Genomic DNA, 24,307 nt, shown 5'->3' on the forward strand with positions numbered 1-24,307 from the left:
ACAGGCGCCGCGGACCGCAGGGCGCCAGGATTTTCTTGACAAGTGTCAGGAAAGATCCAGAACGCCCGGCATGGACATCCGCCGCCGCCGCACCCGCCTGCGCCTCGACCGGGCACTGAAACAGCTTCTGTCGGAACGCCCGCTCGCGGACGTCTCGGTCGGCATGCTGTGCAAGCGCGCCGGCGTCACCCGCCAGACCTTCTACGACAATTACGGCGGCATCCCGCAGATGCTCGACGCCTACCTGACGCTGCTGCTGTCCGAGATCGAGGCGCGGCACGCGCGGCTCATGGACCACCCGCCGCCCGAGGAGACGGCCGAGCGGATGCGGGCGCTCGCGCAGTCGGTCTTCGCCGACATCGATCCCGCCGACGCGCGGCTGCGCGCGCTCTTCGACGGCGTGCCGGGCCTTGCCGCCGAGCGGCGCTTCGCCGCGCTGGTCGAGGGCTTCCTCGAGCGCGGCGATCCCTGCGGCGACGCCCTGCTCGAACCCGACGCGCGACGCGTGCACGCCCATTTTTTCACCGGCGCCTTCATCGGGCTCCTGCGGCTCTGGGTGTCGGACGCCTCGCCGCGTGACCCGGCGCTCATGGCGCACTATTTCACGTCGCTGGCGCTCGGCGGCCGCTTCGGCAGCACCGCCCCCCACACCGAACGGAGCCCCTCATGACCAGACTGACGCAGGTCCTGTCCGCCGCGCTCGTCGCGCTCTGCCTTCCCGTCGCGGCATTCGCGCAGGAGGAGGCGGCGAACCCCACCCCGCCGCCGCGGCCGGCCAAGCTGATGACCCTGCAGGCGGGCGATGACCGGATCGCGCGGCAGTTCTACGGCCGCGTCGAGGCGCGCGAGACGGTGGAACTCGCCTTCCAGGTGGGCGGCCAGATCGTCGAGTTCCCCGCGCCCGAGGGCGGGCCGATCCTCGAGGGCGGCCTCGTGGCGCGGCTCGACCTCGACCCGTTCCGCCGCCAGCTCGACGAGGCACGCGTGAACCTCTCGAAGGCCGAGCGCGACCTAGCGCGACTCGAGGCACTGTCGGGCAGCGCCGTGTCCGAGGTCCAGCGCGAGGACGCGCGCACGCAGGCGCAGTTGGCCGAGATCGCGGTCGCCGATGCCGAGGACGCGCTCGAGAACGCCACGCTGAACGCGCCCTTCGACGCGCTTGTGGCGCGGCGCATGGTCGCCAACTTCTCGACCGTGCAGGCCGGCACGCCGGTCGTGCGCATGCACGACATGTCCGAGAAGCGCGTCGCCATCGACGTGCCCGAGGTGCTGTTCCGCCGCGCCGCGGGCGGCGAGGACGTGGAGCTCTTCGCGACGTTCCCGGGGGACGACACGCGCTACCCGCTCCTGCCGCGCGAATTCGAGGCCGAGACCGCGGATGTGGGCCAGACCTTCCGCCTGACGCTCGCCTTCCAGAGCGATCCGGGCGACTGGGTGCTGCCCGGCTCGTCGACCACGGTGACGGCCCTGTCGGGCCTCGGCGCGGGCAGCGGCATCCTCGTGCCCGAGACGGCGCTCGTCTACGGCGCCGACCGCTCGCCCAACGTCTTCGTCTACCGGCCCTCGGAGGACAACGCCGACACCGGCACCGTGGTCCTGACGCCCGTCGGGATCGAGACCCGCAGCGACGGGCGCATCAGCCTTGTCGAGGGACCCGAGCCCGGCACCGAGATCGTCGAGACCGGCGCGCCGCAGCTCGAGGACGGCCAGCAGGTCCGCCGCTTCACCGGCATCGGGGAGTAGGCCCATGTCCATCGCCCGCGCCTCCATCGACCGCGCCCTGCTCACGTGGCTCCTGATGCTCGGCTGCCTTCTGGGCGGCATCTGGGGCTTTGCCACCATCGGGCGGCTCGAGGACCCCGCCTTCACCATCAAGAACGCCATCGTCATCACGCAGTATCCCGGCGCCTCGGCCGAGGAGGTCGCGCGCGAGGTGTCCGAACCGCTCGAGAGCGCGATCCAGAAGATGGCCGAGGTCGACACCATCACCTCGTCCAACAAGCCCGGCGTCAGCCGCATCGACGTGGAGATCGAGTCGATCTACGACGGCACGGAACTGCCCCAGATCTGGGACAAGCTGCGCAACAGGGTGAACGACGCGCAGGGCGACCTGCCGGAGGGCGCGGGGCCGTCGCTCGTCAACGACAGCTTCGGCGACGTGTTCGGCCTGTTCTACGCGGTCACCGCGCCCGGCTACAGCGACGCGGAACTGCACGAGCTCGCGAACTTCATGCGGCGCGAGATCCTCGCGGTCGAAGGCGTCGCCGACGTGGAGGTGGCGGGCCTGCCCGAGGAGGCGATCTTCGTCGAGCCCGACACCGCGATCACCGCCAATCTCGGCATCCCGCCCGACGCCATCGCCAACGCGCTGGCCAATTCCAACGCGGTGCAGCCGGCCGGGTCGGTCGACCAGAACGGCCAGTCGATCCGCATCGAGCGGCCGGCGGGATCGGACAGCGTCGAGGAGATCGAGGGCCTGACCATCGGGGTCGGCGGCGAGGTCATCGACCTCACCGACTTCGCGCGCGTGCACCGTGACCGGATCGAGGATCCGGGCATGATCATCCGCTTCAACGGGCAGGAGGCGTTCACGCTCGGCGTCTCGGGCAAGTCGGACCTCAACATCGTGGACGTGGGCCACGCAGTCGACGACCGCATCGACGTGCTCTTCAACGACATCCCCTACGGCGTCGAGATGCACCCGATCTACCAGCAGCACGTGGTGGTCGAGGAGGCGTCGAACGCGTTCCTGATCAACCTCGCCATGTCGGTGGCCATCGTGATCGTGGTGCTCGCCCTCTTCATGGGCTGGCGCGCGGCGCTGGTCGTGGGCGTCACGCTGCTGCTGACCGTGGTCGGCACGATCTTCTTCATGGCGATCTTCGGCATCGAGATGGAGCGCATCTCGCTCGGCGCGCTCATCATCGCCATGGGGATGCTCGTCGACAACGCCATCGTGGTGGCCGAGGGCATGCAGAGCGACATGGCACAGGGCAAGTCCTCGCGCGAGGCGGCCGGCGACGTGGCGGGCAAGACGCAGGTGCCGCTGCTCGGCGCCACGGTGATCGGCATCATGGCCTTTGCCGGGATCGGCCTCTCGCCCGACGCCACGGGCGAGTTCCTGTTCTCGCTCTTCGCCGTCATCGGCATCTCGCTCCTGCTGTCCTGGGTGCTGGCGATCACGGCAACGCCGCTTCTCGCGCACTACTTCTTCAAGCGGGGCGCGCAGGGGGCGGCAGGCGCCTATGACGGGCCGGTCTTCCGGGCCTACGGCGCGCTCCTGCGGGGTGCGATCCGGCTGCGCTGGCTCGTTGTCGTCGCGCTGATCGGGGTCACCGCAGCCTGCTACGTCGGCTTCGGCATGGTCAAGCAGCAGTTCTTTCCCGACAGCAACACGCCGCTCTTCTACGTGCATTACAAGCTGCCGCAGGGCGCGCAGATCGAGCGCACCGCGGACGACATGGGCGTGATCGAGGACTGGCTCGGGGGGCGCGACGACGTGGTGTCGGTGGCGACCTTCGTGGGCGGCGGCGCCTCGCGCTTCATGCTGACCTACGCGCCGGAGGAGAGCCTGCCGACCTACGGCCACCTCATAATCCGCACCGAGACGCTGGAGCAGATCCCGCCGCTCCGCGCCGCGCTCGAGGAGTTCGGGCGCGCGTCGCTGCCGCAGGGCGAGTTCCGCACCGAGCGGCTGGCCTTCGGGCCGGGGGGCGGCGCGCCCATCGCCGCGCGGTTCTCGGGATCGGACCCGGACGTCCTGCGCGCCCTCGCGGCCGAGGCCGAAACCCGCATGCTGGAGGCCTCGGACCAGCTGCAGGACCTGCGCACCGACTGGCGCGAACGCGAACTGGTTTTGAAGCCGGTCTACGCTGCCGAACGGGCCCAGACGGCGGGCATCGCGCGCGAGGACGTGTCGCAGGCGCTCGCCATCGCCACCGACGGCACCCGCGCGGGTGTCTACCGCGAGGGCGACCGGCTGATCCCCATCGTCGTCCGGGCCCCCGGCGCGGCGACGTCCGGTGCGAGCCACCTCGTCGACCAGCCGGTCTGGTCCGACGCGGCGAACACCTCGATCCCGCTCGAACAGCTGATCGACGGCTTCGACCACGAGGTGCACGACACGCTGTTCCAGCGGCGCGACCGTGTGGCGACCATCACCGTCGAGGCCGGTGTGCCGGCCGGCGTGAACGCCAACGCGGTCTTCACCGAGATCCGCGGCGCCATCGAATCCATGCCCCTGCCCGAGGGCTACCGGATGGAGTGGGGCGGCGAGTACGAAAGCTCCACCGAGGCGCAGTCGAGCCTCGGCCAGCAGCTGCCGCTCTCGCTCCTCGTGATGGTGCTGATCTCGATCCTGCTGTTCGGCAAGCTGCGCCAGCCGCTGATCATCTGGCTGCTCGTGCCGATGGCGGTGAACGGGGTCGCGCTCGGGCTTCTGGGCACCGGGCTGCCGTTCTCGTTCACGGCGCTGCTCGGGCTCCTGAGCCTCTCGGGGATGCTCATCAAGAACGGCATCGTGCTGGTCGAGGAGATCGACCTCACCCGCGAGGCGGGCGTGCCCTTCCACCGCGCGGTGGTCGACGCGTCGACCTCGCGCCTGCGTCCGGTCCTGCTCGCCGCGGCGACCACGATCCTCGGGATGACGCCGCTCCTGTGGGACGCGTTCTTTGCCTCCATGGCGGTCACGATCATGGGAGGTCTGGGCTTCGCCTCGATCCTCACGCTGATCGCGGCGCCGGTCTTCTACGTGCTGTTCTTCCCCCGGGCGGCACGCGAGGATCGCGCGTCCTAGGCAGGCTCCTGCCCGCCGCGCGGGCAGGCCCCGCGGTCCGCGCCCGGGAACGGGCGCGGATACGCCGATCGGGCCCGGGCCACGGGTTTTGCACGAAAAATTCACTGGACGATTCGGCTTTGCGCTCCACACCGGTAGGGCGGAACACACCGGCGGGGATGTGACCTTGAACAATACGGAAGACATGCGGCCGGACCCGGCCCGGACCATCGTGCGGCCCCTCAACCGTCGCGCCCTGCGCCGGCGGTTGCACTGGACCCGCATGTCCATCCCGGCGCGCCGCCGGCTGGTCCTCGCGCTGAACGCGGGCACGGTCGCGCTGCTCTTCGCCGCGATGACCGCCATCCTGTCGCCCGAGGGCATCGCGGCCGCCGAGGCGGCGATGCTCCTGGCCTACCTCCTGACGCTGCCCTGGCTCTCGATCGGCATCTGGAACAGCGTCCTGGGCTTCCTCATCGACCGGCGGCACGGTGACGCCGCGGCGCTGCGGGTGACGCCCGCGCTTGGCCGGGTCCGCGGCACCGAGCCCGTGACCGCGCGCACCGCCATCGTCATGCCCCTGCGCAACGAGGACCCCGAGGCGTCGGTCGCGCGCCTCCGCCGTCTCGAGGAAGAGCTGGCGCGCACGCCCTGGGCCGGGCGTTTCGATTTCCACGTGCTCAGCGACACCGACCGCCCCGAGATCGCCTGGCGCGAGGAGGCGGCGATCGCCGCCTGGCGCCGCGCCCTGCCCAACCTGCGCGTGACCTACCGCCGCCGCACCGACAACGCGGGGTTCAAGGCGGGCAACATCGCCGAGTTCCTGTCGCGCCACGCCGAAAGCTACGAGTTCTTCCTGCCGCTCGACGCCGACAGCGAGATGGGCGGGGATACCGTGCTGCGCATGGTGCGCGTGATGCAGGCCTCGCCCGAGATCGGCATGCTGCAGAGCCTCGTGACGGGCCTGCCCGCCAAGAGCCTGTTCACCCGCGCCTTCCAGTTCGGGATGCGCCACGGGATGCGGTCCTACACGCTGGGCTCGGCCTGGTGGCAGGCCGATTGCGGCCCGAACTGGGGCCACAACGTGCTGATCCGCACCGCCCCCTTTGCCCGCCACTGCATGCTGCCGGTGCTGCCGGGCCGCGGCCCGCTCTCCGGCCACATCCTGAGCCACGACCAGCTCGAGGCGGTGCTGATCCGCCGCGCGGGCTACGAGGTGCGCGTGATCGCGGAGGAAAGCGAGAGCCGCGAGGAGAACCCGCCGAGCCTCGTCGACTTCATCCGCCGCGAGCTGCGCTGGATGAACGGCAACCTTCAGTACCTGCGCCTGCTCGACATGCCGGGACTGAAGCCCGTGAGCCGCGTGCAGCTCGTCCTCGCGATCCTGATGTACGTGAGCGCGCCCGCCTGGATGGCCTTCGTGCTGATCGGCGCGGGCCTTGCCGCCTACCCCGCGCAGTTCGACAGCGTGCCGGTCTGGACCGGGCTCGCGTTCTTCGCGGTCCTGATGACGCTGACCCTGATGCCCAAGATCATGGGGATCGGACAGGTGCTGGCCGATCCCGAACGCGCCGCCGCCTATGGCGGGCGGGCCCGGATCGTGGCGGGCGGCGCGGCCGAGATCGTCCTGTCCATGCTGACCGCGCCGGTGGTGGCGCTGTCGCTCGCGCGGTTCGCGGTCGGGCTGCTGTTCGGCGTGCGCAGCGGATGGAGCGTGCAGCAGCGCTCGCGCGAAAGGCTCGGCTGGGACGAGGCGGTGACGGCGCTCTGGCCGCAGACGCTGATCGGCGCCGGCCTCTGCGCGTGGCTCTGGCACCATGCGCCATGGGCCATCGCCTTTGCGGCACCGATCCTGCTCGCGCTGACCTTCGCGGTTCCGCTCGCGGTCCTGACCACCCTGCCCGGCGCCGGCGCGTGGTCGCGCCGCACGGGACTTTTCGACATTCCCGAGGACCGCGCGCTGCCGCTCCCCGAGGACCGGGCGCTTGGCGAAAGCGCCTGACCCCTACCGGAAGAAGAGGAGGAGAGACATGTTCCGTTCCGCCACCGCGCTCTGCGCCGTCGCCGCCGCGACCCTGACCGCGCCGGCCGTGCAGGCCGAGCCCGCCACCTGGGACATCGACCCCGAACACGCGGTCGTCGCCTTCACGATCATGCACGCGGGCTACGCGCGCGTCCTCGGCCGCTTTTCCGACGTGCAGGGCAGTTTCGTCTACGACCCGGAAGCGAACGAGCTGGGCGACGTGACCGCGACGATCGGCGCGGGCAGCGTCGACACCGACCACGAGGCGCGCGACACCCACGTGCGCTCGGCCGACTTCCTCGATGCCGAGGCGCATCCCGAGATCACCTTCACTGCGACGGGCGGCACCGCCGAGACCGACACCACCGGCACGGTCGAGGGCGAGATCACCATCCGCGGCGTCACGCAGCCCATCACGCTCGACGTCACGCTGAACAAGGTCGCGACCTATCCCTGCTGCCACGGCAAGGAGACGGTGGGCGTGTCGGCCACGGCGAGCCTGTTGCGCAGCGAGTTCGGATCGACCTACGCGCTGCCCGACTTCGTCGGCGACGAGGTGAGCGTGATCCTCGAATTCGAGGCCATCCGCCGGGACGGCTGACCACCGGTCCGATCCCGCGCTCCCGCCCTGTCGCGGCCCCGGCACGGGGGCCGCACCCCACGTGCGCGTGACGTCACGCGGCGCGCCCGCGTCTTTACATCCCGTGTGCCAGCCACAAATGTCAGCCCGATGACCGACCTTGCCCACAGCCACGCCGAAGCCGCCCGCGCGTCCGACCGGACGCTGCCGCAGGCTTTGGGCGATCACGACCTGTCGGACCTGATCGGCTGCCCGTCCTGCGACGCGCTCTACGTGGCGCGGATGCCCGAACAGGGCGAGCGCGCGGTCTGCGGGCACTGCCACACCGTCCTCATCGCGCCGCGCAAGAAGGCCGGCGCGCGCATCCTCGCGTTGTCGCTCGCGACGCTGATCCTGGTCGTGGGTGCGCTGTTCTTCCCGTTCCTCGAGATCCACGCGGCGGGCTTCGGCAACCGCGCCTCGATCCTCGACGTCGCGTCGAGCTTCCAGTCGAACCGGATGGCGGCGCTGTCGCTCGCGACCGCCGCGATGATCGTGGTGGTGCCGCTGATCCGCATGGTGCTGATCCTCTATGTCCTGACGCCCATCGTCTTCGACGCGAAACCTTTTGCGCAGGCGCGACGTGCCTTCCGCTGGAGCCAGGAGCTGAAGCCCTGGGCGATGGCGGAGATCTTCGCGCTCGGCTGTGCCGTGGCGCTGGTGAAGGTCGCCGACCTCGCCCAGATCGGGTTCGGACCCGCATTCTGGATGTTCTCGGCGCTCGTCCTCATCGTGATGTTCAACGACAATTACCTGTGCACGTGGTCGGTATGGAAATCTCTGGAAAAGCGCCCCGACTGACGGCCCGCGATTCCGGGCTCGTGACCTGCCGGGCCTGCGCCCGGGTCTGGCCCATGGACGCGGAGCGGTGCGCGCGCTGCGGCGCGCGGCTGGTGTCGCGCGACCAGGGCAGCATCAGCCGCGTCTGGGCGTGGTGGGCCGCGGGGCTCATCTGCTACGTGCCCGCGAACCTCTACCCGATGCTCGTGACCGACACGCTCGTCTCCCACCAGGCGAGCACCATCATCGGCGGCGCGGTCGAGATCGCGCATCACGGCAGCTACGGCATCGCCGCGATCATCCTGATCGCGAGCGTGCTGATCCCCATGGGCAAGTTCATCGCGGTGGCCTTCCTCGCGCTCTCGGCGCGGCGCGGATCGCGCATGTCGCCGAACCGGCGCCATCACCTCTACGAGGTGGTGGAATTCATCGGACGCTGGTCGATGATCGACGTCTTCGTCGTGGCGATCCTGAGTGCGCTCGTGCAACTTTCGGCCGTGGCGCAGATCCGACCCGGCCCCGCCGCCTTGACATTCGCTCTGTCGGTCATCTTCACGATGCTTTCGGCACAGAGCTTTGACAGCCGCCTGATCTGGGACAAGGCGCGCGAGCGAGAACGGAAGACCGCACAGTGAACGACGACACACCGACCACCGGCCCCGCCACGCCCGGCGAGGTTCCGATCGAGAGCCGCCGCCGCAGCCTGTGGGACAAGGTGTCCATCGTCTGGCTGATCCCGGTGGTGGCGCTCGGCGCCGCCCTGAGCGTCGCCTGGCGCAACTACGCCGACCAGGGCCCGCTGATCGAGATCGCCTTCGACAATGCCGCGGGCATCAGCGCCGACGAGACCGAGCTGCGCTACCGCGACATCGCGGTGGGCGTGGTCGAGGACGTGGGCTTCAACGACGCGCTCGACAGCGTGATCGTGTCCGTGCGGCTCGACCGGGACATCGCGGAATACGTGGACACGGAGGCGCGGTTCTGGGTCGTGCGGCCCGAGGTCAGCGCGCGCGGGGTCTCTGGGCTCGATACCGTGCTGTCGGGCGTCTACATCCAGGGCGCGTGGGACAGCAGCGTCGGCGACGCGCGGCGCAGCTTCACCGGGCTCGAGCGCGCGCCGCTGGTGCTGACCGACAACGAGGGCGTCACCTTCACGCTGACCTCCCCCGACGGGCTTCCGACCTCCAAGACCCCGATCATCTACAAGGGCGTCGAGGTCGGCATGGTGGACGCGGCGCAGATCGACGCCACGGGGGCGGGCGTGATCGCGGACGCGGTGATCTATTCGAACTACGCCGATCTCGTGTCGACCTCGACGCGTTTCTGGGACATCTCGGGCTTCAGCTTCTCGCTCGGGGCCTCGGGCGCGCAGCTGAACTTCACCTCCTTCGCCTCGCTGATCTCGGGCGGCGTCACCTTCGAGACGCTGGGCTCGGGCGGCGAGCCGCTGCGCTACGGCGCGACCTACGAGCTGTTCCCGGACGAGGAGGCCGCGCGCGACAACTACCTCGTCGAGGGCGAGGGCGAGGCGGTCGACGTGTCGATGATCTTCGACCAGAACCTGTCGGGCCTCTCGACGGGCGCGGCGGTCGAACTCGGCGGCCTGCGGGTGGGCGAGGTGGCGAGCCTGACCGGCATCGTCGACGAGGAGCGGTTCGGCGACAGCGAGGTGCGGCTTCTCGTGACCGCGCGGATCAATCCCGGCCGCTTCGGCCTGCCCGAGGGCGCGGATGCGGAGGCGCTCTTCGACTATCTCGAGCGACGCATCGACGAGGAAGGGCTGCGCGCGCGGCTGACCAACGCCTCGATCCTGACCGGCGGGCTCAAGATCCAGCTGACCGAGATCGACGACGCGTCCGAGGCAGCGCTCGACCGGGCCGCCGAGCCTTATCCGAGCCTGCCCACCGCACCGGCCGAGATCACCGACGTGACCGCCACCGCGCAGGGCGCGCTGCAGCGGGTGTCTGACCTGCCCATCGAGGAGGTCATGCAGTCGGCCATCGACCTCATGAACCAGGCGACCACGCTCATCGGCAGCGAGGCGCTGCAGGAAAGCCCCGACGCGCTGCTGGGCATCCTGACCGCGTTCCGCGGCGTGGCCGAAAGCGACGCGGTGCAGGGGTTGCCTGACCAGGTGTCCGGTCTCGTGGGCCAGCTGCAGGAGACGTCCGAGACGCTCGACACCGTGATCGCGCGCATCGAGGAACGCGACACCGTGGGCACGCTCACCGACGCGGTGTCGACGGTGAACGACGCGGCCTCCGCCCTGCCCGACCTCCTGGCCGAGGCGCAGGGCGTGCTCGCCAACGCGCGCGAGGTGCCGCTGCAATCGCTCTCGGCCGAGGTGTCGAACCTCCTGACCACGGCGCAGGCGCTGCTTGCCGAAACCGACCGGCTGCTCGCGTCAGAGGACGTGCAGGCGGTCCCGGGCGAGGTGCGGGGGCTCCTGTCCTCGACCCGCGACGTGGTCGAGAGCGAGGGCGTGCAGGCGCTGCCGAACCGCGTCTCGGGCCTCGTGACCGAACTGCAGACCGCAACGCAGACGCTGAGCGGCTTCCTGACCGAGCTCGAGCAGCAGGATGCGGTGGGCCGCATCGTCGCCGCGATCGAGGACGTGCAGGCGGCGGCCGACGACCTGCCGGCGCTCGTCGAGGAGGCGCGCGGCGTGGTGGAGAATGCCAACGAAGTGCCGCTCGACCAGCTCGCGACCGACGCGTCCGAACTCATCACCTCGGCCGACCGGCTGCTCGACCAGGAATCGACCCGCGCGCTGCCCTCCGAGATCAACACGGCGCTCGCCGAACTGCGCGCGACGCTCGCCGAACTGCGCGAGGGCGGCATCGTCGAGAATGCGAACGCGACGCTCGCCTCGGCGCGCTCGGCCGCGGACGCCATCGCCGAGGCGAGCCAGTCGCTGCCGCAGCTCTCCTCGCAGCTGCGCGCGCTCGCGCTGCAGGCGGAGGGCACGCTCGCGGGCTTCGACGAGGACGCGGTGTTCACCCGCGACACCCGCGCGGCGATCCGCCAGGTGCAGGAGGCCGCCGAAGCCATCGAGCGGCTGGCCCGCACCATCGAACGCAATCCGAACTCGCTGATCCTGGGACGCTGACCATGACCTTCCGCACCGGCCTTGCCGCTCTCGCCCTGACCTTCGTGGCTGCCTGCGGCGGCGACGTCTACACCCCCGTCCCGCCCTCTGCTCCCGACCTGCGGCTGCCGTCGCGCTACGCGACGATCGAGGTCGTCGAGGTGCAGCTGCCGACCTACGCGGCGTCCGAGGATATCTTCGTCGAACGCGAGGACGGCACGCTCGAGGCGCTGGGGCCGCTCTGGGCGGACGACCCGGCCCGCGCGATCACGCTGCAGCTGTCGCGCGACGTGAGCCGCATCACCGGCGCGCAGGCCGCGCCCGAGCCATGGCCATTCCGCGACTTCGCGGCGGCCAAGCTCGACGTCCGTCTCGACGACATGCGCGCGACCGCCGCGGGCGACTTCCTGCTGTCTGGCCAGTTCTTCGTCGCGCCGGATTCGGGCGGCGGCAACCGCGCGGGGACCTTCGCAATCACGGTGCCCATGGCCGACGGCGCCGGCGCGGTCGAGATCGCGCGGGCCCGCTCCGCAGCGGTCACGCAGCTCGCCGAGGACGTGGCACGCCGGGGCCTCTGACCCCGGCGCCCGCGCGTCACGCGCTGCGGCGCAGGGCGTCCTTGGCCGGCACCGCCGGATCGTACGCAAGGTTCGGCGCGAGCCAGGTTTCCGCCTCGGACACGGGGATTCCCTTGCGCGCGGCGTAGTCCGCGACCTGGTCGCGGCCGATCCGGCCGATGCCGAAATAGGCCGCGTCGGGATGCGCGAAGTAGAAGCCCGACACCGCCGCGGCCGGCCACATGGCGCAGCTCTCCGTCAGCTTCAGCCCCGTGGTCCGCTGGGCGTCCAGAAGCTCGAACAGGGTGCGCTTCTCGGTATGGTCGGGACAGGCCGGGTAGCCAGGCGCCGGCCGGATGCCGCGATAATCCTCGCGGATCAGCGCCTCGTTCGGAACCGCCTCATCGGGGGCGTACCCCCAGTACTCCCGGCGCAGTCGCGCGTGCATCAGTTCGGCCAGCGCCTCGGCCAGGCGGTCGGCCAGCGATTGCACCAGGATCGAATCGTAGTCGTTGCCCTCGGCCTTGAAGCGGTCCGAGATCTCGTGCACCTCCGGCCCCGACGTGACCGCGAAACCGCCGATCCAGTCCGGCGTGCCCACCGGCATCACGAAATCCGACAGGCACATGTTCGCGCGCCCGGCGCGCTTGTCCGCCTGCTGGCGCAGCATGTGGAACCGCGCGCGTTCGGTCGCGCGGTCCTCGTCCGCCCAGACGATCAGGTCGTCACCGTCACGGTTCGCGGGCCAGATGGCAAGCGCCGCGCGCGGGGCGAACCAGTCCTCCGCCTCGATGCGGTCGAGCATGGCCTGCGCGTGCCCGTAGAGCTCGCGCGCCGTCTCGCCCTTCTCGGGATCGTCGAGGATCGCGGGGAAGGTCTGCCGCATCTCCCATGTCCAGAAGAACGGCGACCAGTCGATGTAGTCGCGCAGTTCGGCGATGGTGATGTCCTCGGGCACGATCATGCCCGTCCGCGCCGGGCGCTCCGGCACGTGGTCGCCGGGGTCGAAGGCGTTCGCGCGCGCCGCCGCGATCGGGGTCGTCGGGCGCTCGCGCGTGGTCATCCCGCCTGCGAGCCGCGCGTATTCGTCCGACACCTCGGCCAGGTATTGCGGCTTGCGCTCCTTCGACAGGAGCTTCGACACCGCGCCCACGGCCTTGGACGCGTCGTCCACATGCACGACGCCGTGCTTGTAGGCGGGCGCGATCTTGATCGCGGTGTGCTTCTTCGACGTGGTCGCGCCGCCGATCAGCAGCGGGATGTCGAGCCCCGCGCGCGTCATCTCGGACGCCACCTCGACCATGCGGTCGAGCGAAGGAGTGATGAGGCCCGAGAGGCCGATGGCATCGACCTTCTCTTCCCTGGCCCTGGCGATGATGTCCTCGGTCGGGACCATCACGCCCATGTCCACCACGTCGTAGTTGTTGCAGGCAAGCACGACGCCGACGATGTTCTTGCCGATGTCGTGCACGTCGCCCTTCACCGTCGCCATGAGGATCTTGCCCTTGGCCGAGGTGTCGCCGGCGGCCTTCTTTTCCGCCTCCATGAAGGGGATGAGGTGGCCCACCGCGGTCTTCATCACGCGGGCGGACTTCACCACCTGCGGCAGGAACATCTTGCCCTCGCCGAACAGCTCGCCGACGATGTTCATGCCGTCCATCAGCGGACCCTCGATGACATGCAGCGGGCGCTCCGCCTTCTGGCGGGCCTCCTCGGTGTCGTCGATGACGTGGTCGGTGATGCCGTGCACCAGCGCGTGGGAGAGCCGCTCCTCGACGCTCGCCTCGCGCCATTTCGGGTCGGACTTCTTCTGCGCCTCGCCGCTGTCGCGGTACTTGTCGGCGATGGCGAGCAGCCGGTCGGTGGAATCGTCGCGCCGGTTCAGCAGCACGTCCTCGACCCGTTCGCGCAGCTCCTCGGGGATGTCGTCGTAGACGGTGATCTGGCCCGCGTTCAGGATCGCCATGTCGAGCCCGGCGCGGATCGCGTGGTAGAGGAAGGCCGAATGCATCGCCTCGCGCACGGGATTGTTGCCCCGGAAGCTGAACGACACGTTCGACAGCCCGCCCGAGACCAGCGCGTGCGGCAGACGTTCCTTGATCATGCGCGTCGCGTCGAAGAAGGCGACCGCGTAGTCGTTGTGATCCTCGATGCCTGTCGCCACCGCGAAGATGTTGGGATCGAAGATGATCTCCCACGGGTCGAAACCCGCATCCCGCGTCAGCAGGTTGTAGGCGCGTTCGCAGATCTCGAACTTGTGCTGCGCCGTCTCGGCCTGCCCGTGCTCGTCGAAGGCCATGACCACGACCGCGGCGCCGAAGCGGCGCACGATGCGCGCCTGTTCGAGGAACGCCGCCTCACCCTCCTTGAGCGAGATGGAGTTCACGACAGACCGGCCCTGGACGCATTTGAGGCCCGCCTCGATCACCTCGAACTTCGAGCTGTCGATCATCACCGGCACGCGGCTGATGTCGGGCTCGGACGCGATGAGGTTGAGGTAGGTGCGCATGGCGGCTTCGCTGTCGAGAAGCCCCTCGTCCATGTTCACGTCGAGGATCTGCGCCCCGCTCTCGACCTGCTGGCGGGCGACCTCGACCGCGGTCGCGTAGTCGCCCTCCATGATCAGCTTCTTGAAGCGGGCGGAGCCCGTGACGTTGGTGCGCTCGCCGATGTTGATGAAGCTTCCGGTGCTCATGCGGCCTCTCCCGCGCCGGCGCCGGCGCCCTTCTCGAACAGCTCGAGCCCCGACAGCCGCAGCCGCGCGGCGCGGTCCGGGATCGGCCGCGGGGCCTTGCCCTCGACCGCCGCGGCGATGGCGCGGATGTGCTCGGGCGTGGTGCCGCAGCAGCCGCCGACGAGGTTCACGAGCCCCGCCTCGGCCCATTCGCCCAGGTGCGCCGCCGTCTCGTCGGGGGTCTCGTCGTAGCCGCCCATCTCGTTCGGCAGGCCCGCGTTCGGGTAGGCGCTGATGCGCGCGTCGGCGATGCCCGCGAGCGCGCGGATGTGCGGGCGCATCTCGCCCGCCCCCAGCGCGCAGTTGAGCCCGACCGAGAACGGCCGCGCATGGCTGACGGAGGCCCAGAAGGCCTCGGGCGTCTGGCCCGTCAGGGTGCGGCCCGAGCGGTCGGTGATGGTTCCCGAAATCATGATCGGGGGCACCGCGACGCCCTCGTCGCGCAGGCCCTCGATGGCGTAGAGCGCGGCCTTGGCGTTCAGCGTGTCGAAGATCGTCTCGACCAGCAGCAGGTCGACGCCGCCCGCGATGAGCGCGCGCGCGGCCTCGCCGTAGGCGGCGGCGAGATCGTCGAAGGTGACGTTCCGGAAGCCCGGGTCGTTCACGTCGGGGCTGATCGACGCGGTGCGGTTCGTGGGCCCGAGCGCGCCCGCGACCCAGCGCGGCCGGTCGGGCGTCGCCACGGCCTCGGCGGCCTCGCGCGCCAGCCGTGCGGCCTCGCGGTTCATCTCGGGCACGAGGTCCTCCATGCCGTAATCGGCCTGGCTGATGCGCGTGGCCGAGAACGTGTTGGTGCTGAGGATGTCCGCGCCCGCGTCGAGGAACGCCTTGTGGATCCCGCGGATCATGTCGGGCTGGGTAAGGCACAGCAGCTCGTTGTTGCCTGCCACGTCCGAGTTGTGCTGGGCGAAGCGGGAGCCGCGATAGGCGGCCTCGTCCGGCTTCTCGGCCTGGATCATCGTGCCCATCGCCCCGTCGAGGACGAGGATGCGCCGCGTGGCATGGGCTTCGAGGCTCGTGGCGGGCGTGCCGGTATCGGGCATGGACGGTCTCCTTCGCGGCGGCCCGGCACGGGAAATCCGGCCGGGCGGCCCTTCGCTTGACAGCCGTTACATAGGGCGTCGGGCCGCCGGACGCACACGCAGTTTTCTCATGAACATCATGTGCCATACCGGTCCCGCGGCGATCGGTCGCCCGGGCGGTTGGCGTTTGCCCCCCAGTCGGTGCATCCTCGGCGGACGCGCGAATCCGCAGGGACCGCCATGATCGACAAGCTCGAGATGTTCATCGCCGTGGCCACCGAGGGTCATTTCGGCCGCGCCGCCGAAAGCCTTGGCATCAGCCAGCCGACCCTGTCCTCGGGGATCAAGCAGCTGGAGGACCAGCTGGGCGTGCGGCTGATCCGGCGCGGGTCGCGCTATGGCGGGCTGACGGCCGAGGGCGAGGTGGCGCTGGTGCGCGCGCGCCAGATCGTCGCCGACACGCGCAGCCTGCGCGAGGAGATGCGCCATTCGCGTGAGGGCCTGAAGGGCCGGATGAAGATCGCGGTGATCCCGACCGCGCTCACCTGCGCGGCGGATCTGGTCACGCGGTTCTCCGAACGCCACCCCGAGGTGACCTTCACCATCCTGTCGCGGACGTCCGACGAGATCCTGCGCATGCTCGACAACCTCGAGATCGACGCGGGCCTGTCCTATCTCGACAACGAACCGCTCGGGCGGACGCGGACCGAGCGGCTTTACCGCGAGAGCTACATGCTGGTCTGCGCGCAGGGCTCCGACCTCGGCACGCGCGACAAGGTCGGCTGGGCCGATCTCGACGGGCGCGACCTGGGGCTCCTGACCACCGACATGCAGAACCGGCGGATCATCGACCGCAACCTGCGCGAGGCGGGCGCGGCGCCGCTGGTATCGGTGGAATCGAGCTCGCTGATCGTGCTGGCTGCCAAGGCCGCGCGCGGCGGCTGCATGACCGTCCTGCCGCGCGAGGTGGCGGCCTTCCTCGCGGCCGGGAACGGGCTTGCCACCGTTCCCATCGAGGGCGGCCAGCCCGGCCACCTCGTGGGCATCGTCGCGCCAAGGGCCGAGCCGCACCCGCCGATGATCCGCGCGCTTCTCGACGAGACGCGGCGCATGGCGCTGGAGGAGACGACGCCCGGCCTCCCGAAGGTCCGCCGGGCGCATCCCGTGTCCTGACCCCCGTGCGTCAGGCGGGCTCGGCCACCGCGTCGCCCCAGGCGGTCATTGTCTCGGTCGCGCCCGACCGCACGCGGCCGTCGTCGAGCACCGCGGCCGGGCAGGCGAAGGGATAGGGCAAGAGCGTCCGGCGCACGGCGCGCACATCCCCGACCTCCGCGAGCGCCTCGAGGACCGGCCGCGGCAGGCGGGCATCCGCGACGATCGTCTCGCCGCCCGACACGTCGATGCGCGGCCGCTCGAACGCCGCACCGAGGTCCATTCCGAAATCCGCGAAGGACGAGGCGAGCTGCACCACCGCCGACACGATCTTGCGGCCGCCCGAGGCACCGAGCGCGGTCCGCCGCCCGCCCGCGGCGCCCAGCGCCGGGCACACGTTCATCAGGCAGGTCTTGCCGGGACCAAGCGAGTTCGGCCGCCCCTGCACCGGGTCGAACCACATGATGCCGTTGTTCATCAGGAACCCGGTCGAGGGCGACACGACCCGCGCGCCGAACAGCGACAGGAGCGTCTGGGTATGCGCGACCATGTTGCCGTCCTTGTCCACCACGGAAAAATGCGTGGTCGACCCGGGCGCCGCCGGCACCTCGCCGTCCGCTCCCATGCCGGCGAGCCGCGCGCGGTAGGCGGCGCGCAGCGCGCGCGCATAGGCGGGATGCGCGGTCGCCGCGTCGTCCAGCCGCTCCTCCGCGAGTGCCGCCATCGCCGCGGCGAAGGTCGGCCCGGCGGTCAGGCCCGGCATCACGTGGAAGAGCGCGTCGCGGTAGGACACCGGCAGCGGCGCGTGGAACGTCGCGCGGTTCCGCGCGAGGTCGGCGACACTCAGGTAACCGCCCTTGTCGCGCATGTCGCGCGCCATCGCCGCGCCCAGATCGCCGCCATGCATCGCCTCGGCACCCTCGCGCGCGAGCGTGTCGAGGCTGTCGGCCATGCGCGGCATCGCGATGCGGTCGTCGGCGAGCGCGGTCCACGCGAAGGGGCGCGGCCAATGCCCCTCGGACAGGAACAGCGCCGCCGCGTCGGGATCGCGGGCCAGGTCGCGGGTCGCGCTTGCGATGACGAGCGCGGCGTACCAGTCGACACGCATGCCCGCCCGGGCGTGATCGATGGCGGGCCGGAGCAGCTCGGCCCAGGGCATCCGGCCCCAGCGGCCATGCGCGGCCGACAGCCCGTCGACCATCGCCGGCACCGCGACGGCCCTCGCGCCCGTCACGTTCACGTCGCCCGCCACGCGGTCCCACGGAAAGAGATCGCCCGCGACGCCCTCGCCCGAGAGCGGGAAATCCTCGAGCCGGAGGTCGCCCGGCGCGCACATGCCGAAATTCAGCGCATGCGCCTCGCCCGTGTCGGCGCGCCAGTGCATCGCCGCGCCGCCGCCCGCCGGGCCCGACATCCACGGCTCGAGCACGCCGCAGACGAAGCCGCAGGCGACCGCCGCGTCGACCGCATCGCCGCCCGCGCGCAGGACCTCGGCCCCGGCCTCGGCCGCCTGCCGGTGCTGCGAGGCGACGACGCCGCGGTCGGTCTCGACCACGTGCTTGCGGATCTCCATCGTCGCGGACAGGGCCTCCGACATCACGCCTCCAGCCGGCAGAAGAGTGCCGCGGCGAAACGCGCCCGCTCGGTCAGGCTGTCGACGAAGATGTGCTCGTTGAGCGTGTGCAGGTCGCGGCCGCGCACGCCGATCGAGTCGAGCGTCGGGATGCCAAGCGCGCCGGTGAAGTTGCCGTCGGACCCGCCACCTGCCGAGGCGCCCGAGACCTCGAAGCCGATCTCGCCCGCGATCTCCTGCGCGAGGCCCAGCATCGCCATGGTGCCGGGCTGATCCGGCTCCCAGACGGGGCGGGTCACGCCGCGCCGGACCTCCATGACGACGTCGCCCGCGTCGACGTTGAGCGCGAGCATCTTGGCCACTCCCTCGTCGAGCAGCTCCTGCGTCTTGGCCATGGTCAGCACCTCGGCGTCGCAGACCGACGAGACGCAGTTGACCCATTGCCCGGAATGGAACACGCCGACCGAAAAGGTGCAGTCCTCGGTGGTCATGCCCTCGATCTCGGCCACGGTGCGGGCCATGCGCGCGATGGCCGACCGGCCCTTGGACAATTGCCAGCCCGCATGGCTCGGCCTCCCGCGGGTCTGCAGGGTGAAGCGCGCGATGGCGTAACGGCCGATCACCGCGCCCCCGTCCGGGCGCGCGGGCTCGGGCACCAGCACGTAGCGATGGCGCTTCGCCTCGGTCTCGATCAGCGCCCGCGTCGACGGCGTGCCGATCTCCTCGTCGGGGGTGAAAAGCACGGTCACCGGCAGGGGTGTCTCGATCCCCGCGGCGAGAAGCTTCCGCAGCGCGTCGAGGTAGACGTAGTTCCCGCCCTTCATGTCCATGAGCCCGGGCCCGTAGCAGATGTCGCCCTCCCGCCGGAACGGCAGCCGCGCGAGCGTGCCCACGGGATGCACCGTGTCGAGATGGCCGAGAAGCAGGATGCCCCCCTGCCCCGCGCGCGGATGCGGCATCGTCGCGCGCACGCTGTCACCGAGCCCGAGGCGGCCGGGAATGCGTTCGGTGATGGCACCCAGCGCCGCGAGTTCGTGCTGGACCACGTCCATCATCCGGTTCACGGCCGCGGCGTCGAAGGTAGGACTCTCGGTCTCGATCCAGGGCCGCAGCCCCTCGAGCATCTCGTCGGTGTCGAAGGGCAGGTCGAGCGGGTTCGTCATGGGGCGGGCTCCTCGGCCCGGCCGCGGCGCGGACGCCGGGCCGGTCATTGCAGGGTGGTCGGCGGAAAAGGGCGGTCGGGTCAGCTGGCGGATCCGAGCGGCAGGCGCGTCTCGACGATCCGGGCATAGACCGAAGCGCCCACCGGCAGGATCGCGTCGTCGAGCACGAAGCCCGGATTGTGCAGCGGCACCGACCCCGCGTGGCCCACCCGGCAATAGGCGCCGGGCACGACCTGCAGCATGTCGGCGAAATCCTCGGATCCCGTCACCTGGTCCTCGGTGAGGCGCGCGCCGTCGCCGCCGACCACGTCGGACGCCGCCGACACGTAGGCCTGCGACAGGTCGGGATCGTTCATCAGCACGTCGAAGACGTTGCGCAGGTCGAGGTCGATCTCGACGCCGTAGGCCTGGCCCAGTCCCGTGCACAGCTCGCGCATCCGCTGCTCGACCATGCCGATCACCTCGGGATGGAAATAGCGCACGGTTCCGGTGATCGTCGCGCTGTCGGGCACGACGTTGTAGGCCGAGCCCGCGTTGAACGTGGTGACCGACAGCACCACGGGCTTCGTCGGCGGCGTGTTGCGGCTGACCACGGACTGCAACTGCTGGACGAGCGCGGTGCCGATCACGATCGGGTCGCGCGACTGGTGCGGCATGGCGGCATGGCTGCCGGTCCCCCGGATCGTGATGTCGAAGAAGGACGCGCCCGCCATGGCAGGGCCCGGCGTCACCGTCACCACGCCCGGCTCGGAATTCGGGTCGTTGTGCATGCCATAAAGCTCGTCGCACGGGAACCGCTCGAACAGGCCCTCGGCGATCATGCGCCGCGCCCCGCCGAGCCCTTCCTCGGCAGGCTGGAAGATCAGCACCACGGCGCCGTCGAAGTCGCGCGTGTCGGCAAGGTAGCGCGCCGCGCCGAGCAGCATCGTGGTATGCCCGTCGTGGCCGCAGGCGTGCATGCGCCCGGGATTGGTCGAGGCATAGGGCACGCCCGAGGTTTCCGTGATCGGCAGCGCGTCCATGTCGGCGCGCAGGCCCACCCGGCGGTTGCCGCCGCCCGACCCCCTGATGACGCCGACGACGCCGGTGCCGCCGATGCCCTCGTGCACCTCGTCGACGCCGTATTCGCGCAGCAGCTCGGCCACGATGCCCGCTGTGCGCGTCTCCTCGAACCCGAGCTCCGGATGGGCGTGGATGTCCTGGCGGATCGCGGTGAGGTCGGCGGCGAAGGATTCGATCTTTGGAATGACGCTCATGCGGTGGCTCCTTGATGTCTGGGCGCGCCCTCGAGCGCGCGGAAATTGGCGAAGTCCCAGTGCCGGCCGGGGGCGGCCTCGATCAGGCTGCGGGTGTACTCGTGGCGCGGCCGCGACAGGACGTCGGCAGCCGCGCCCTGTTCGACCACCTCGCCCTTCTGCATGACGACGACCTCGTCGCAGATTTGCGCGGCGACGCGCAGGTCGTGGGTGATGAACAGCATCGCGATGCCGAACCGCGCCTGCACGTCGTCGAGCAGGTCGAGGACCTGCGCCTGCACGCTCACGTCGAGGGCCGACACCGCCTCGTCCGCGACGAGCAGGTCGGGCTTCATCGCGACGGCGCGGGCGATGGCGATGCGCTGGCGCTGGCCGCCCGAGAACTGGTGCGGGTAGCGGTCGAGCGCGTCGCGCGGCAGGTCCACGAGCTCCATGAGCTCCGCCGCCCGCGCCATCGCCTCGGCCCGGGGCGTGCCGAAATTGATGGGGCCCTCGCAGAGCGAGCGCGCCACCGTCCAGCGCGGGTTGAGCGAACGGTAGGGATCCTGGAACACGATCTGCAGGTGTTTGCGGTGCGGGCGCAGCCGGCTGCGCGACAGGCGCGAGATCTCGGTCCCGGCGACGCGCACCTCGCCGCCGGTCGGGTCGATCAGGCGCATGATGCAGCGCGCGACGGTGGACTTGCCCGACCCGCTTTCGCCGACGATGCCCAGCGTGCGGCCGGGCCGGATGGCGAAGGTCACGTCGCGCGCGGCGCGCACGCCCTCGGACGGCCGGAACCATCCCCCGCCGCCATAGGTCATCTCGAGCCGCGCCACGTCGAGCACCGGCGTGTCCGCCGGCATCGCACGGGCGGGCCGCGGCGCGAGGTTCGGCACCGCCGTCAGGAGCTTGCGGGTGTAATCCTCGCGCGGCGCGGTCAGGAGCTCGCGGATCGGCGCACGCTCGACGATCCGGCCCTTCTGCATGACGCTCACGGTGTCCGCGATCTCGGCCACCACGCCCATGTCGTGGGTGATGAAGAGCACGGCGGTACCGTGACGCTCCTGCATCTCCTCGATGAGCTTGAGGATCTGCAGCTGCGTCGTGACGTCGAGCGCGGTGGTGGGCTCGTCGGCGATCAGGAGGTCGGGATCGAGCACCAGCGCCATGGCGATCATGATCCGCTGCCGCTGCCCGCCCGACAGCTGGTGCGGGAAGGCCTGGTAGATGCGCTGCACGTCCGGCAGGTGGACCTGCTCCATGATGTCGAGCGTGCGCGCCTTGGCCTCGGCGGCCGACAGATCGGTGTGCATGTTCAGCACCTCCTCGATCTGCTCGCCCACGCGCAGGACCGGGTTCAGCGCCGTCATCGGCTCCTGGAAGATCATGGCGATGCGCCGCGCCCGCAGGTCGCGCATCTGCGCGTGGCTCGCGGCTGTGATCTCGAAGCCCTCGAGGTCGATGATCCCCCCCGTCACCTCGAGCGCGTCCTTGGGCAGGAGCCCCATGACCGCGAGCGAGGTGACCGACTTGCCCGACCCGCTCTCGCCCACGAGGCAGTGCGTCTCGCCGGCACGGATGTCGATGTCGATGCCGTCGAGGACGGGCGCCGCATCCGGTCGGCCCGACAGGCCGACCTTGAGGTTGCGGATCTTCAGGACCTGCGGACGGTCCGAGAGGTCGCGGCTGCGGAATTCCATCGCTCAGCCCTCCCGCTTCTTCATGCGCGGATCAAGAAGGTCGCGCGCGGTGTCGCCGAGGAGGTTGATGCACAGGATGCAGAGCGACAGCAGCAGCCCCGGCCAGAAGATCAGCCCCGGCTTGATCTGGAAGTAGCTCCGCCCCTCGGCCATGATGTTGCCCCAGGTCGGGATCTCGGTCGAGACGCCGGCCCCGAGGAAGGACAGGATGGCCTCGATCAGGATCGCCGAGGCGCAGATGTAGGTGCCCTGCACGATGAGTGGCGCGAGCGTGTTGGGCATCAGGTGCTGGATGAGGATCTTGGGCATCGACGAGCCGAGCGCGATCGCCGCCTCCACGTAGGGCTCCTCGCGCGCGCTCAGCACCACCGAGCGCACGAGCCGCACGACCCGCGGCACCTCGGGAACCGTGATGGCGACGATGACGGAGCCGAGCGAGGGACCGTTCAGCGCCACCAGCGCGATGGCCAGGAGGATCGCGGGGATCGCCATGAGGCTGTCCATGATGCGCATGATGACGCCGTCCGCGGTGCGGAAGAAGCCCGCGACGAGCCCGATCATCAGGCCGACAGCGACGCTGACCGCCGCCGCCCCGATGCCGATCAGGAGCGACACGCGCCCGCCCGTCATCACGCGGCTGAAGATGTCGCGCCCGTAGGGGTCGGTGCCCAGCAGGAACTCCTCCGAGGGCGGCCGCAGGCGCGCCATGGCGTTCATCGCGAGCGGGTCGTAGGGCACGTAGAGCGGCGCGAGGAGCGCCGACAGCACGATCGCCACGAGCACGAGCGCCGCGATGGTCGGCCCGGCGCCGATGCGCGCGCCCGCGGGCAGCGCGAAAAGGCCTGTCAGGACGTGGAAGGCGCTGGCGCGGGAGGTGGGGATCTCTGTCATCAGTACCGGATCCTCGGATCGAAGAAGGAATAGGACACGTCGACGAGCAGGTTCACCATCACGTAGATGAAGGCCGTGAGCAGGATCATCGCCTGGATCACCGGGTAGTCGCGCGCGAGGATGGCGTCGACGGTCAGCCGGCCGATGCCGGGGATGTTGAACACGCTCTCGGTCACCACGACGCCCGAGATGAGCAGCGCGAAGCCCGTGCCGATGATCGTCAGGATCGGCACGGCCGCGTTGCGCAGCGCATGGCGGAAGAGGACCACGTTCTCGCGCACGCCCTTGGCGCGGGCGGTGCGGATGTAGTCCTCGCCCAGCACCTCGAGCATCGAGGCCCGCGTCATGCGCGCGATGAGCGCGATGTAGATGGTGGCGAGCGTGAGCGCGGGCAGGATCGCACGGCTGAAGAACGCGCCGAGGCCCTCGGACGGCGCGCGGTAGCCCTGTACCGGCACCCAGCGCAGCTCGATCGCGAAGATCTGGATCAGGATGTAGCCGATCACGAAGACCGGGACGGAAAAGCCCAGGACCGAGAAGCTCATGACGGCGAAATCGACCCAGGTCCGGTGGCGCCAGGCCGCGATCACGCCCATCGGCACGGCAAGCAGGACCGAGATCACGATGGTCATCACCGCAAGGTTGATGGTCGGCCCCAGCCGGTCGACGACCATGCCGGTCACCGAGGTGTTCGAGATCAGCGACGTGCCGAGATCGCCTTTCAGCATCTGCCCCACCCACGTGATGAACTGCACGTGCAGCGGGTCGTTGAGCCCCAGGCGGTCGCGGATCCGCTCGAGCTGGGCCGGCGTCGCGGCGTCGCCCGCGAGAATGGCGGCCGGGTCGCCAGGCGTCAGCCGCAAGAGCAGGAAGACGAAGATCGCCACGATCACGAGGACCGGGATCGTCGCGAGAAGGCGCTTCAGGATGTAGCCGAACATGCGCGGTGCTCCCTCGGGTCGGACGGGACGGGTGCGAGGCGGGCGCGCGCCG

Annotated in this window: 18 protein-coding genes; 10 read left to right on the forward strand and 8 right to left on the reverse strand. The window is 70.5% G+C overall.

The genetic code is table 11. The features are described from left to right. The first annotated feature begins 70 nt into the window (after window positions 1-70). The 9 genes from RISW2_RS23525 (at window position 71) to RISW2_RS11955 (ending at window position 11,862) form a co-directional block, all read left to right on the forward strand. The gene (locus tag RISW2_RS23525) at window positions 71-670 is read left to right on the forward strand and encodes a TetR/AcrR family transcriptional regulator (RefSeq protein ID WP_051491977.1); all 600 of its coding nucleotides are present in this window, start codon (window positions 71-73) and stop codon (window positions 668-670) included. Next, on the forward strand, window positions 667-1,743 hold the full coding sequence (locus RISW2_RS11920) for an efflux RND transporter periplasmic adaptor subunit (RefSeq protein ID WP_043771320.1): 1,077 nt from the start codon (window positions 667-669) through the stop codon (window positions 1,741-1,743). The genes RISW2_RS23525 and RISW2_RS11920 overlap by 4 nt, the downstream gene beginning before the upstream one ends. A 4-nt stretch (window positions 1,744-1,747) precedes the next feature. Then, a complete protein-coding gene (locus RISW2_RS11925) occupies window positions 1,748-4,795 on the forward strand; it encodes an efflux RND transporter permease subunit (protein ID WP_043771324.1) in 3,048 nt (1,015 codons plus the stop codon). Window positions 4,796-4,961: 166 nt separating this feature from the next. Then, window positions 4,962-6,776 (forward strand): glucans biosynthesis glucosyltransferase MdoH, encoded by a 1,815-nt coding sequence (gene mdoH, locus RISW2_RS11930; RefSeq protein ID WP_244437555.1) that lies wholly within the window; start codon window positions 4,962-4,964, stop codon window positions 6,774-6,776. 28 nt (window positions 6,777-6,804) lie between these two features. After that, entirely contained in the window at window positions 6,805-7,398 is a 594-nt protein-coding gene (locus RISW2_RS11935) for a YceI family protein (protein ID WP_043771327.1), read from the forward strand. 129 nt (window positions 7,399-7,527) lie between these two features. Further along, entirely contained in the window at window positions 7,528-8,217 is a 690-nt protein-coding gene (locus tag RISW2_RS11940; protein ID WP_084615369.1) for a paraquat-inducible protein A, read from the forward strand. After that, on the forward strand, window positions 8,187-8,831 hold the full coding sequence (locus RISW2_RS11945; protein WP_051491978.1) for a paraquat-inducible protein A: 645 nt from the start codon (window positions 8,187-8,189) through the stop codon (window positions 8,829-8,831). Before RISW2_RS11940 ends, RISW2_RS11945 begins: the two co-directional genes overlap by 31 nt. Next, a complete protein-coding gene (locus RISW2_RS11950) occupies window positions 8,828-11,305 on the forward strand; it encodes a PqiB family protein (protein WP_051491979.1) in 2,478 nt (825 codons plus the stop codon). Before RISW2_RS11945 ends, RISW2_RS11950 begins: the two co-directional genes overlap by 4 nt. A gap of 2 nt (window positions 11,306-11,307) precedes the next feature. Beyond that, window positions 11,308-11,862 (forward strand): PqiC family protein, encoded by a 555-nt coding sequence (locus RISW2_RS11955; RefSeq protein WP_043771331.1) that lies wholly within the window; start codon window positions 11,308-11,310, stop codon window positions 11,860-11,862. A gap of 16 nt (window positions 11,863-11,878) precedes the next feature. On the opposite strand, the gene metH is transcribed toward RISW2_RS11955, so the two are convergent. Beyond that, the gene (gene metH / locus RISW2_RS11960) at window positions 11,879-14,536 is read right to left on the reverse strand and encodes a methionine synthase (RefSeq protein ID WP_051491980.1); all 2,658 of its coding nucleotides are present in this window, start codon (window positions 14,534-14,536) and stop codon (window positions 11,879-11,881) included. Next, on the reverse strand, window positions 14,533-15,618 hold the full coding sequence (locus tag RISW2_RS25475) for a homocysteine S-methyltransferase family protein (protein ID WP_051491981.1): 1,086 nt from the start codon (window positions 15,616-15,618) through the stop codon (window positions 14,533-14,535). Before RISW2_RS25475 ends, metH begins: the two co-directional genes overlap by 4 nt. 219 nt (window positions 15,619-15,837) lie before the next feature. Here RISW2_RS25475 and RISW2_RS11965 point away from each other — a divergent pair, with 219 nt between their 5' ends. Continuing rightward, window positions 15,838-16,770 (forward strand): LysR family transcriptional regulator, encoded by a 933-nt coding sequence (locus tag RISW2_RS11965; RefSeq protein ID WP_051491982.1) that lies wholly within the window; start codon window positions 15,838-15,840, stop codon window positions 16,768-16,770. Window positions 16,771-16,780: 10 nt separating this feature from the next. Here the strand turns inward: RISW2_RS11965 and RISW2_RS11970 are convergent, their stop codons facing one another. The 6 genes from RISW2_RS11970 to RISW2_RS11995 form a co-directional block, all read right to left on the reverse strand. Beyond that, window positions 16,781-18,346 carry a gamma-glutamyltransferase gene (locus RISW2_RS11970; protein WP_043771335.1) on the reverse strand — a complete coding sequence of 522 codons (1,566 nt, stop codon included), beginning with the start codon at window positions 18,344-18,346 and terminating at the stop codon, window positions 16,781-16,783. Beyond that, window positions 18,346-19,485: a M20/M25/M40 family metallo-hydrolase gene (locus RISW2_RS11975; RefSeq protein WP_043771339.1), complete on the reverse strand. Its 1,140-nt coding sequence runs from the start codon at window positions 19,483-19,485 to the stop codon at window positions 18,346-18,348. The genes RISW2_RS11970 and RISW2_RS11975 overlap by 1 nt, the downstream gene beginning before the upstream one ends. An 80-nt stretch (window positions 19,486-19,565) precedes the next feature. Then, window positions 19,566-20,741 (reverse strand): M20 aminoacylase family protein, encoded by a 1,176-nt coding sequence (locus RISW2_RS11980; RefSeq protein ID WP_043771343.1) that lies wholly within the window; start codon window positions 20,739-20,741, stop codon window positions 19,566-19,568. After that, complete coding sequence (locus RISW2_RS11985; RefSeq protein WP_043771348.1) at window positions 20,738-22,423, reverse strand: ABC transporter ATP-binding protein; 1,686 nt, start codon at window positions 22,421-22,423, stop codon at window positions 20,738-20,740. The genes RISW2_RS11980 and RISW2_RS11985 overlap by 4 nt, the downstream gene beginning before the upstream one ends. Window positions 22,424-22,426: 3 nt before the next feature. Continuing rightward, window positions 22,427-23,314 (reverse strand): ABC transporter permease, encoded by an 888-nt coding sequence (locus RISW2_RS11990; RefSeq protein ID WP_043771351.1) that lies wholly within the window; start codon window positions 23,312-23,314, stop codon window positions 22,427-22,429. Further along, the gene (locus RISW2_RS11995) at window positions 23,314-24,255 is read right to left on the reverse strand and encodes an ABC transporter permease (protein ID WP_043771354.1); all 942 of its coding nucleotides are present in this window, start codon (window positions 24,253-24,255) and stop codon (window positions 23,314-23,316) included. Before RISW2_RS11995 ends, RISW2_RS11990 begins: the two co-directional genes overlap by 1 nt. Window positions 24,256-24,307: the final 52 nt, after the last annotated feature.

The organism is Roseivivax isoporae LMG 25204, assembly GCF_000521865.1.
Classification (GTDB): domain Bacteria; phylum Pseudomonadota; class Alphaproteobacteria; order Rhodobacterales; family Rhodobacteraceae; genus Roseivivax; species Roseivivax isoporae.

What these genes read in the sequence shown, in the direction of transcription:
- RISW2_RS23525 (WP_051491977.1), top strand. Translation starts at nt 71, where the DNA reads ATGGACATCCGCCGCCGCCGCACCCGCCTGCGCCTCGACCGGGCACTG.
- RISW2_RS11920 (WP_043771320.1), top strand. Translation starts at nt 667, where the DNA reads ATGACCAGACTGACGCAGGTCCTGTCCGCCGCGCTCGTCGCGCTCTGC.
- RISW2_RS11925 (WP_043771324.1), top strand. Translation starts at nt 1,748, where the DNA reads ATGTCCATCGCCCGCGCCTCCATCGACCGCGCCCTGCTCACGTGGCTC.
- RISW2_RS11935 (WP_043771327.1), top strand. Translation starts at nt 6,805, where the DNA reads ATGTTCCGTTCCGCCACCGCGCTCTGCGCCGTCGCCGCCGCGACCCTG.
- RISW2_RS11940 (WP_084615369.1), top strand. Translation starts at nt 7,528, where the DNA reads ATGACCGACCTTGCCCACAGCCACGCCGAAGCCGCCCGCGCGTCCGAC.
- RISW2_RS11945 (WP_051491978.1), top strand. Translation starts at nt 8,187, where the DNA reads ATGGAAATCTCTGGAAAAGCGCCCCGACTGACGGCCCGCGATTCCGGG.
- RISW2_RS11955 (WP_043771331.1), top strand. Translation starts at nt 11,308, where the DNA reads ATGACCTTCCGCACCGGCCTTGCCGCTCTCGCCCTGACCTTCGTGGCT.
- metH (WP_051491980.1), bottom strand. Translation starts at nt 14,536, where the DNA reads ATGAGCACCGGAAGCTTCATCAACATCGGCGAGCGCACCAACGTCACG.
- RISW2_RS25475 (WP_051491981.1), bottom strand. Translation starts at nt 15,618, where the DNA reads ATGCCCGATACCGGCACGCCCGCCACGAGCCTCGAAGCCCATGCCACG.
- RISW2_RS11965 (WP_051491982.1), top strand. Translation starts at nt 15,838, where the DNA reads ATGATCGACAAGCTCGAGATGTTCATCGCCGTGGCCACCGAGGGTCAT.
- RISW2_RS11970 (WP_043771335.1), bottom strand. Translation starts at nt 18,346, where the DNA reads ATGTCGGAGGCCCTGTCCGCGACGATGGAGATCCGCAAGCACGTGGTC.
- RISW2_RS11975 (WP_043771339.1), bottom strand. Translation starts at nt 19,485, where the DNA reads ATGACGAACCCGCTCGACCTGCCCTTCGACACCGACGAGATGCTCGAG.
- RISW2_RS11980 (WP_043771343.1), bottom strand. Translation starts at nt 20,741, where the DNA reads ATGAGCGTCATTCCAAAGATCGAATCCTTCGCCGCCGACCTCACCGCG.
- RISW2_RS11985 (WP_043771348.1), bottom strand. Translation starts at nt 22,423, where the DNA reads ATGGAATTCCGCAGCCGCGACCTCTCGGACCGTCCGCAGGTCCTGAAG.
- RISW2_RS11990 (WP_043771351.1), bottom strand. Translation starts at nt 23,314, where the DNA reads ATGACAGAGATCCCCACCTCCCGCGCCAGCGCCTTCCACGTCCTGACA.
- RISW2_RS11995 (WP_043771354.1), bottom strand. Translation starts at nt 24,255, where the DNA reads ATGTTCGGCTACATCCTGAAGCGCCTTCTCGCGACGATCCCGGTCCTC.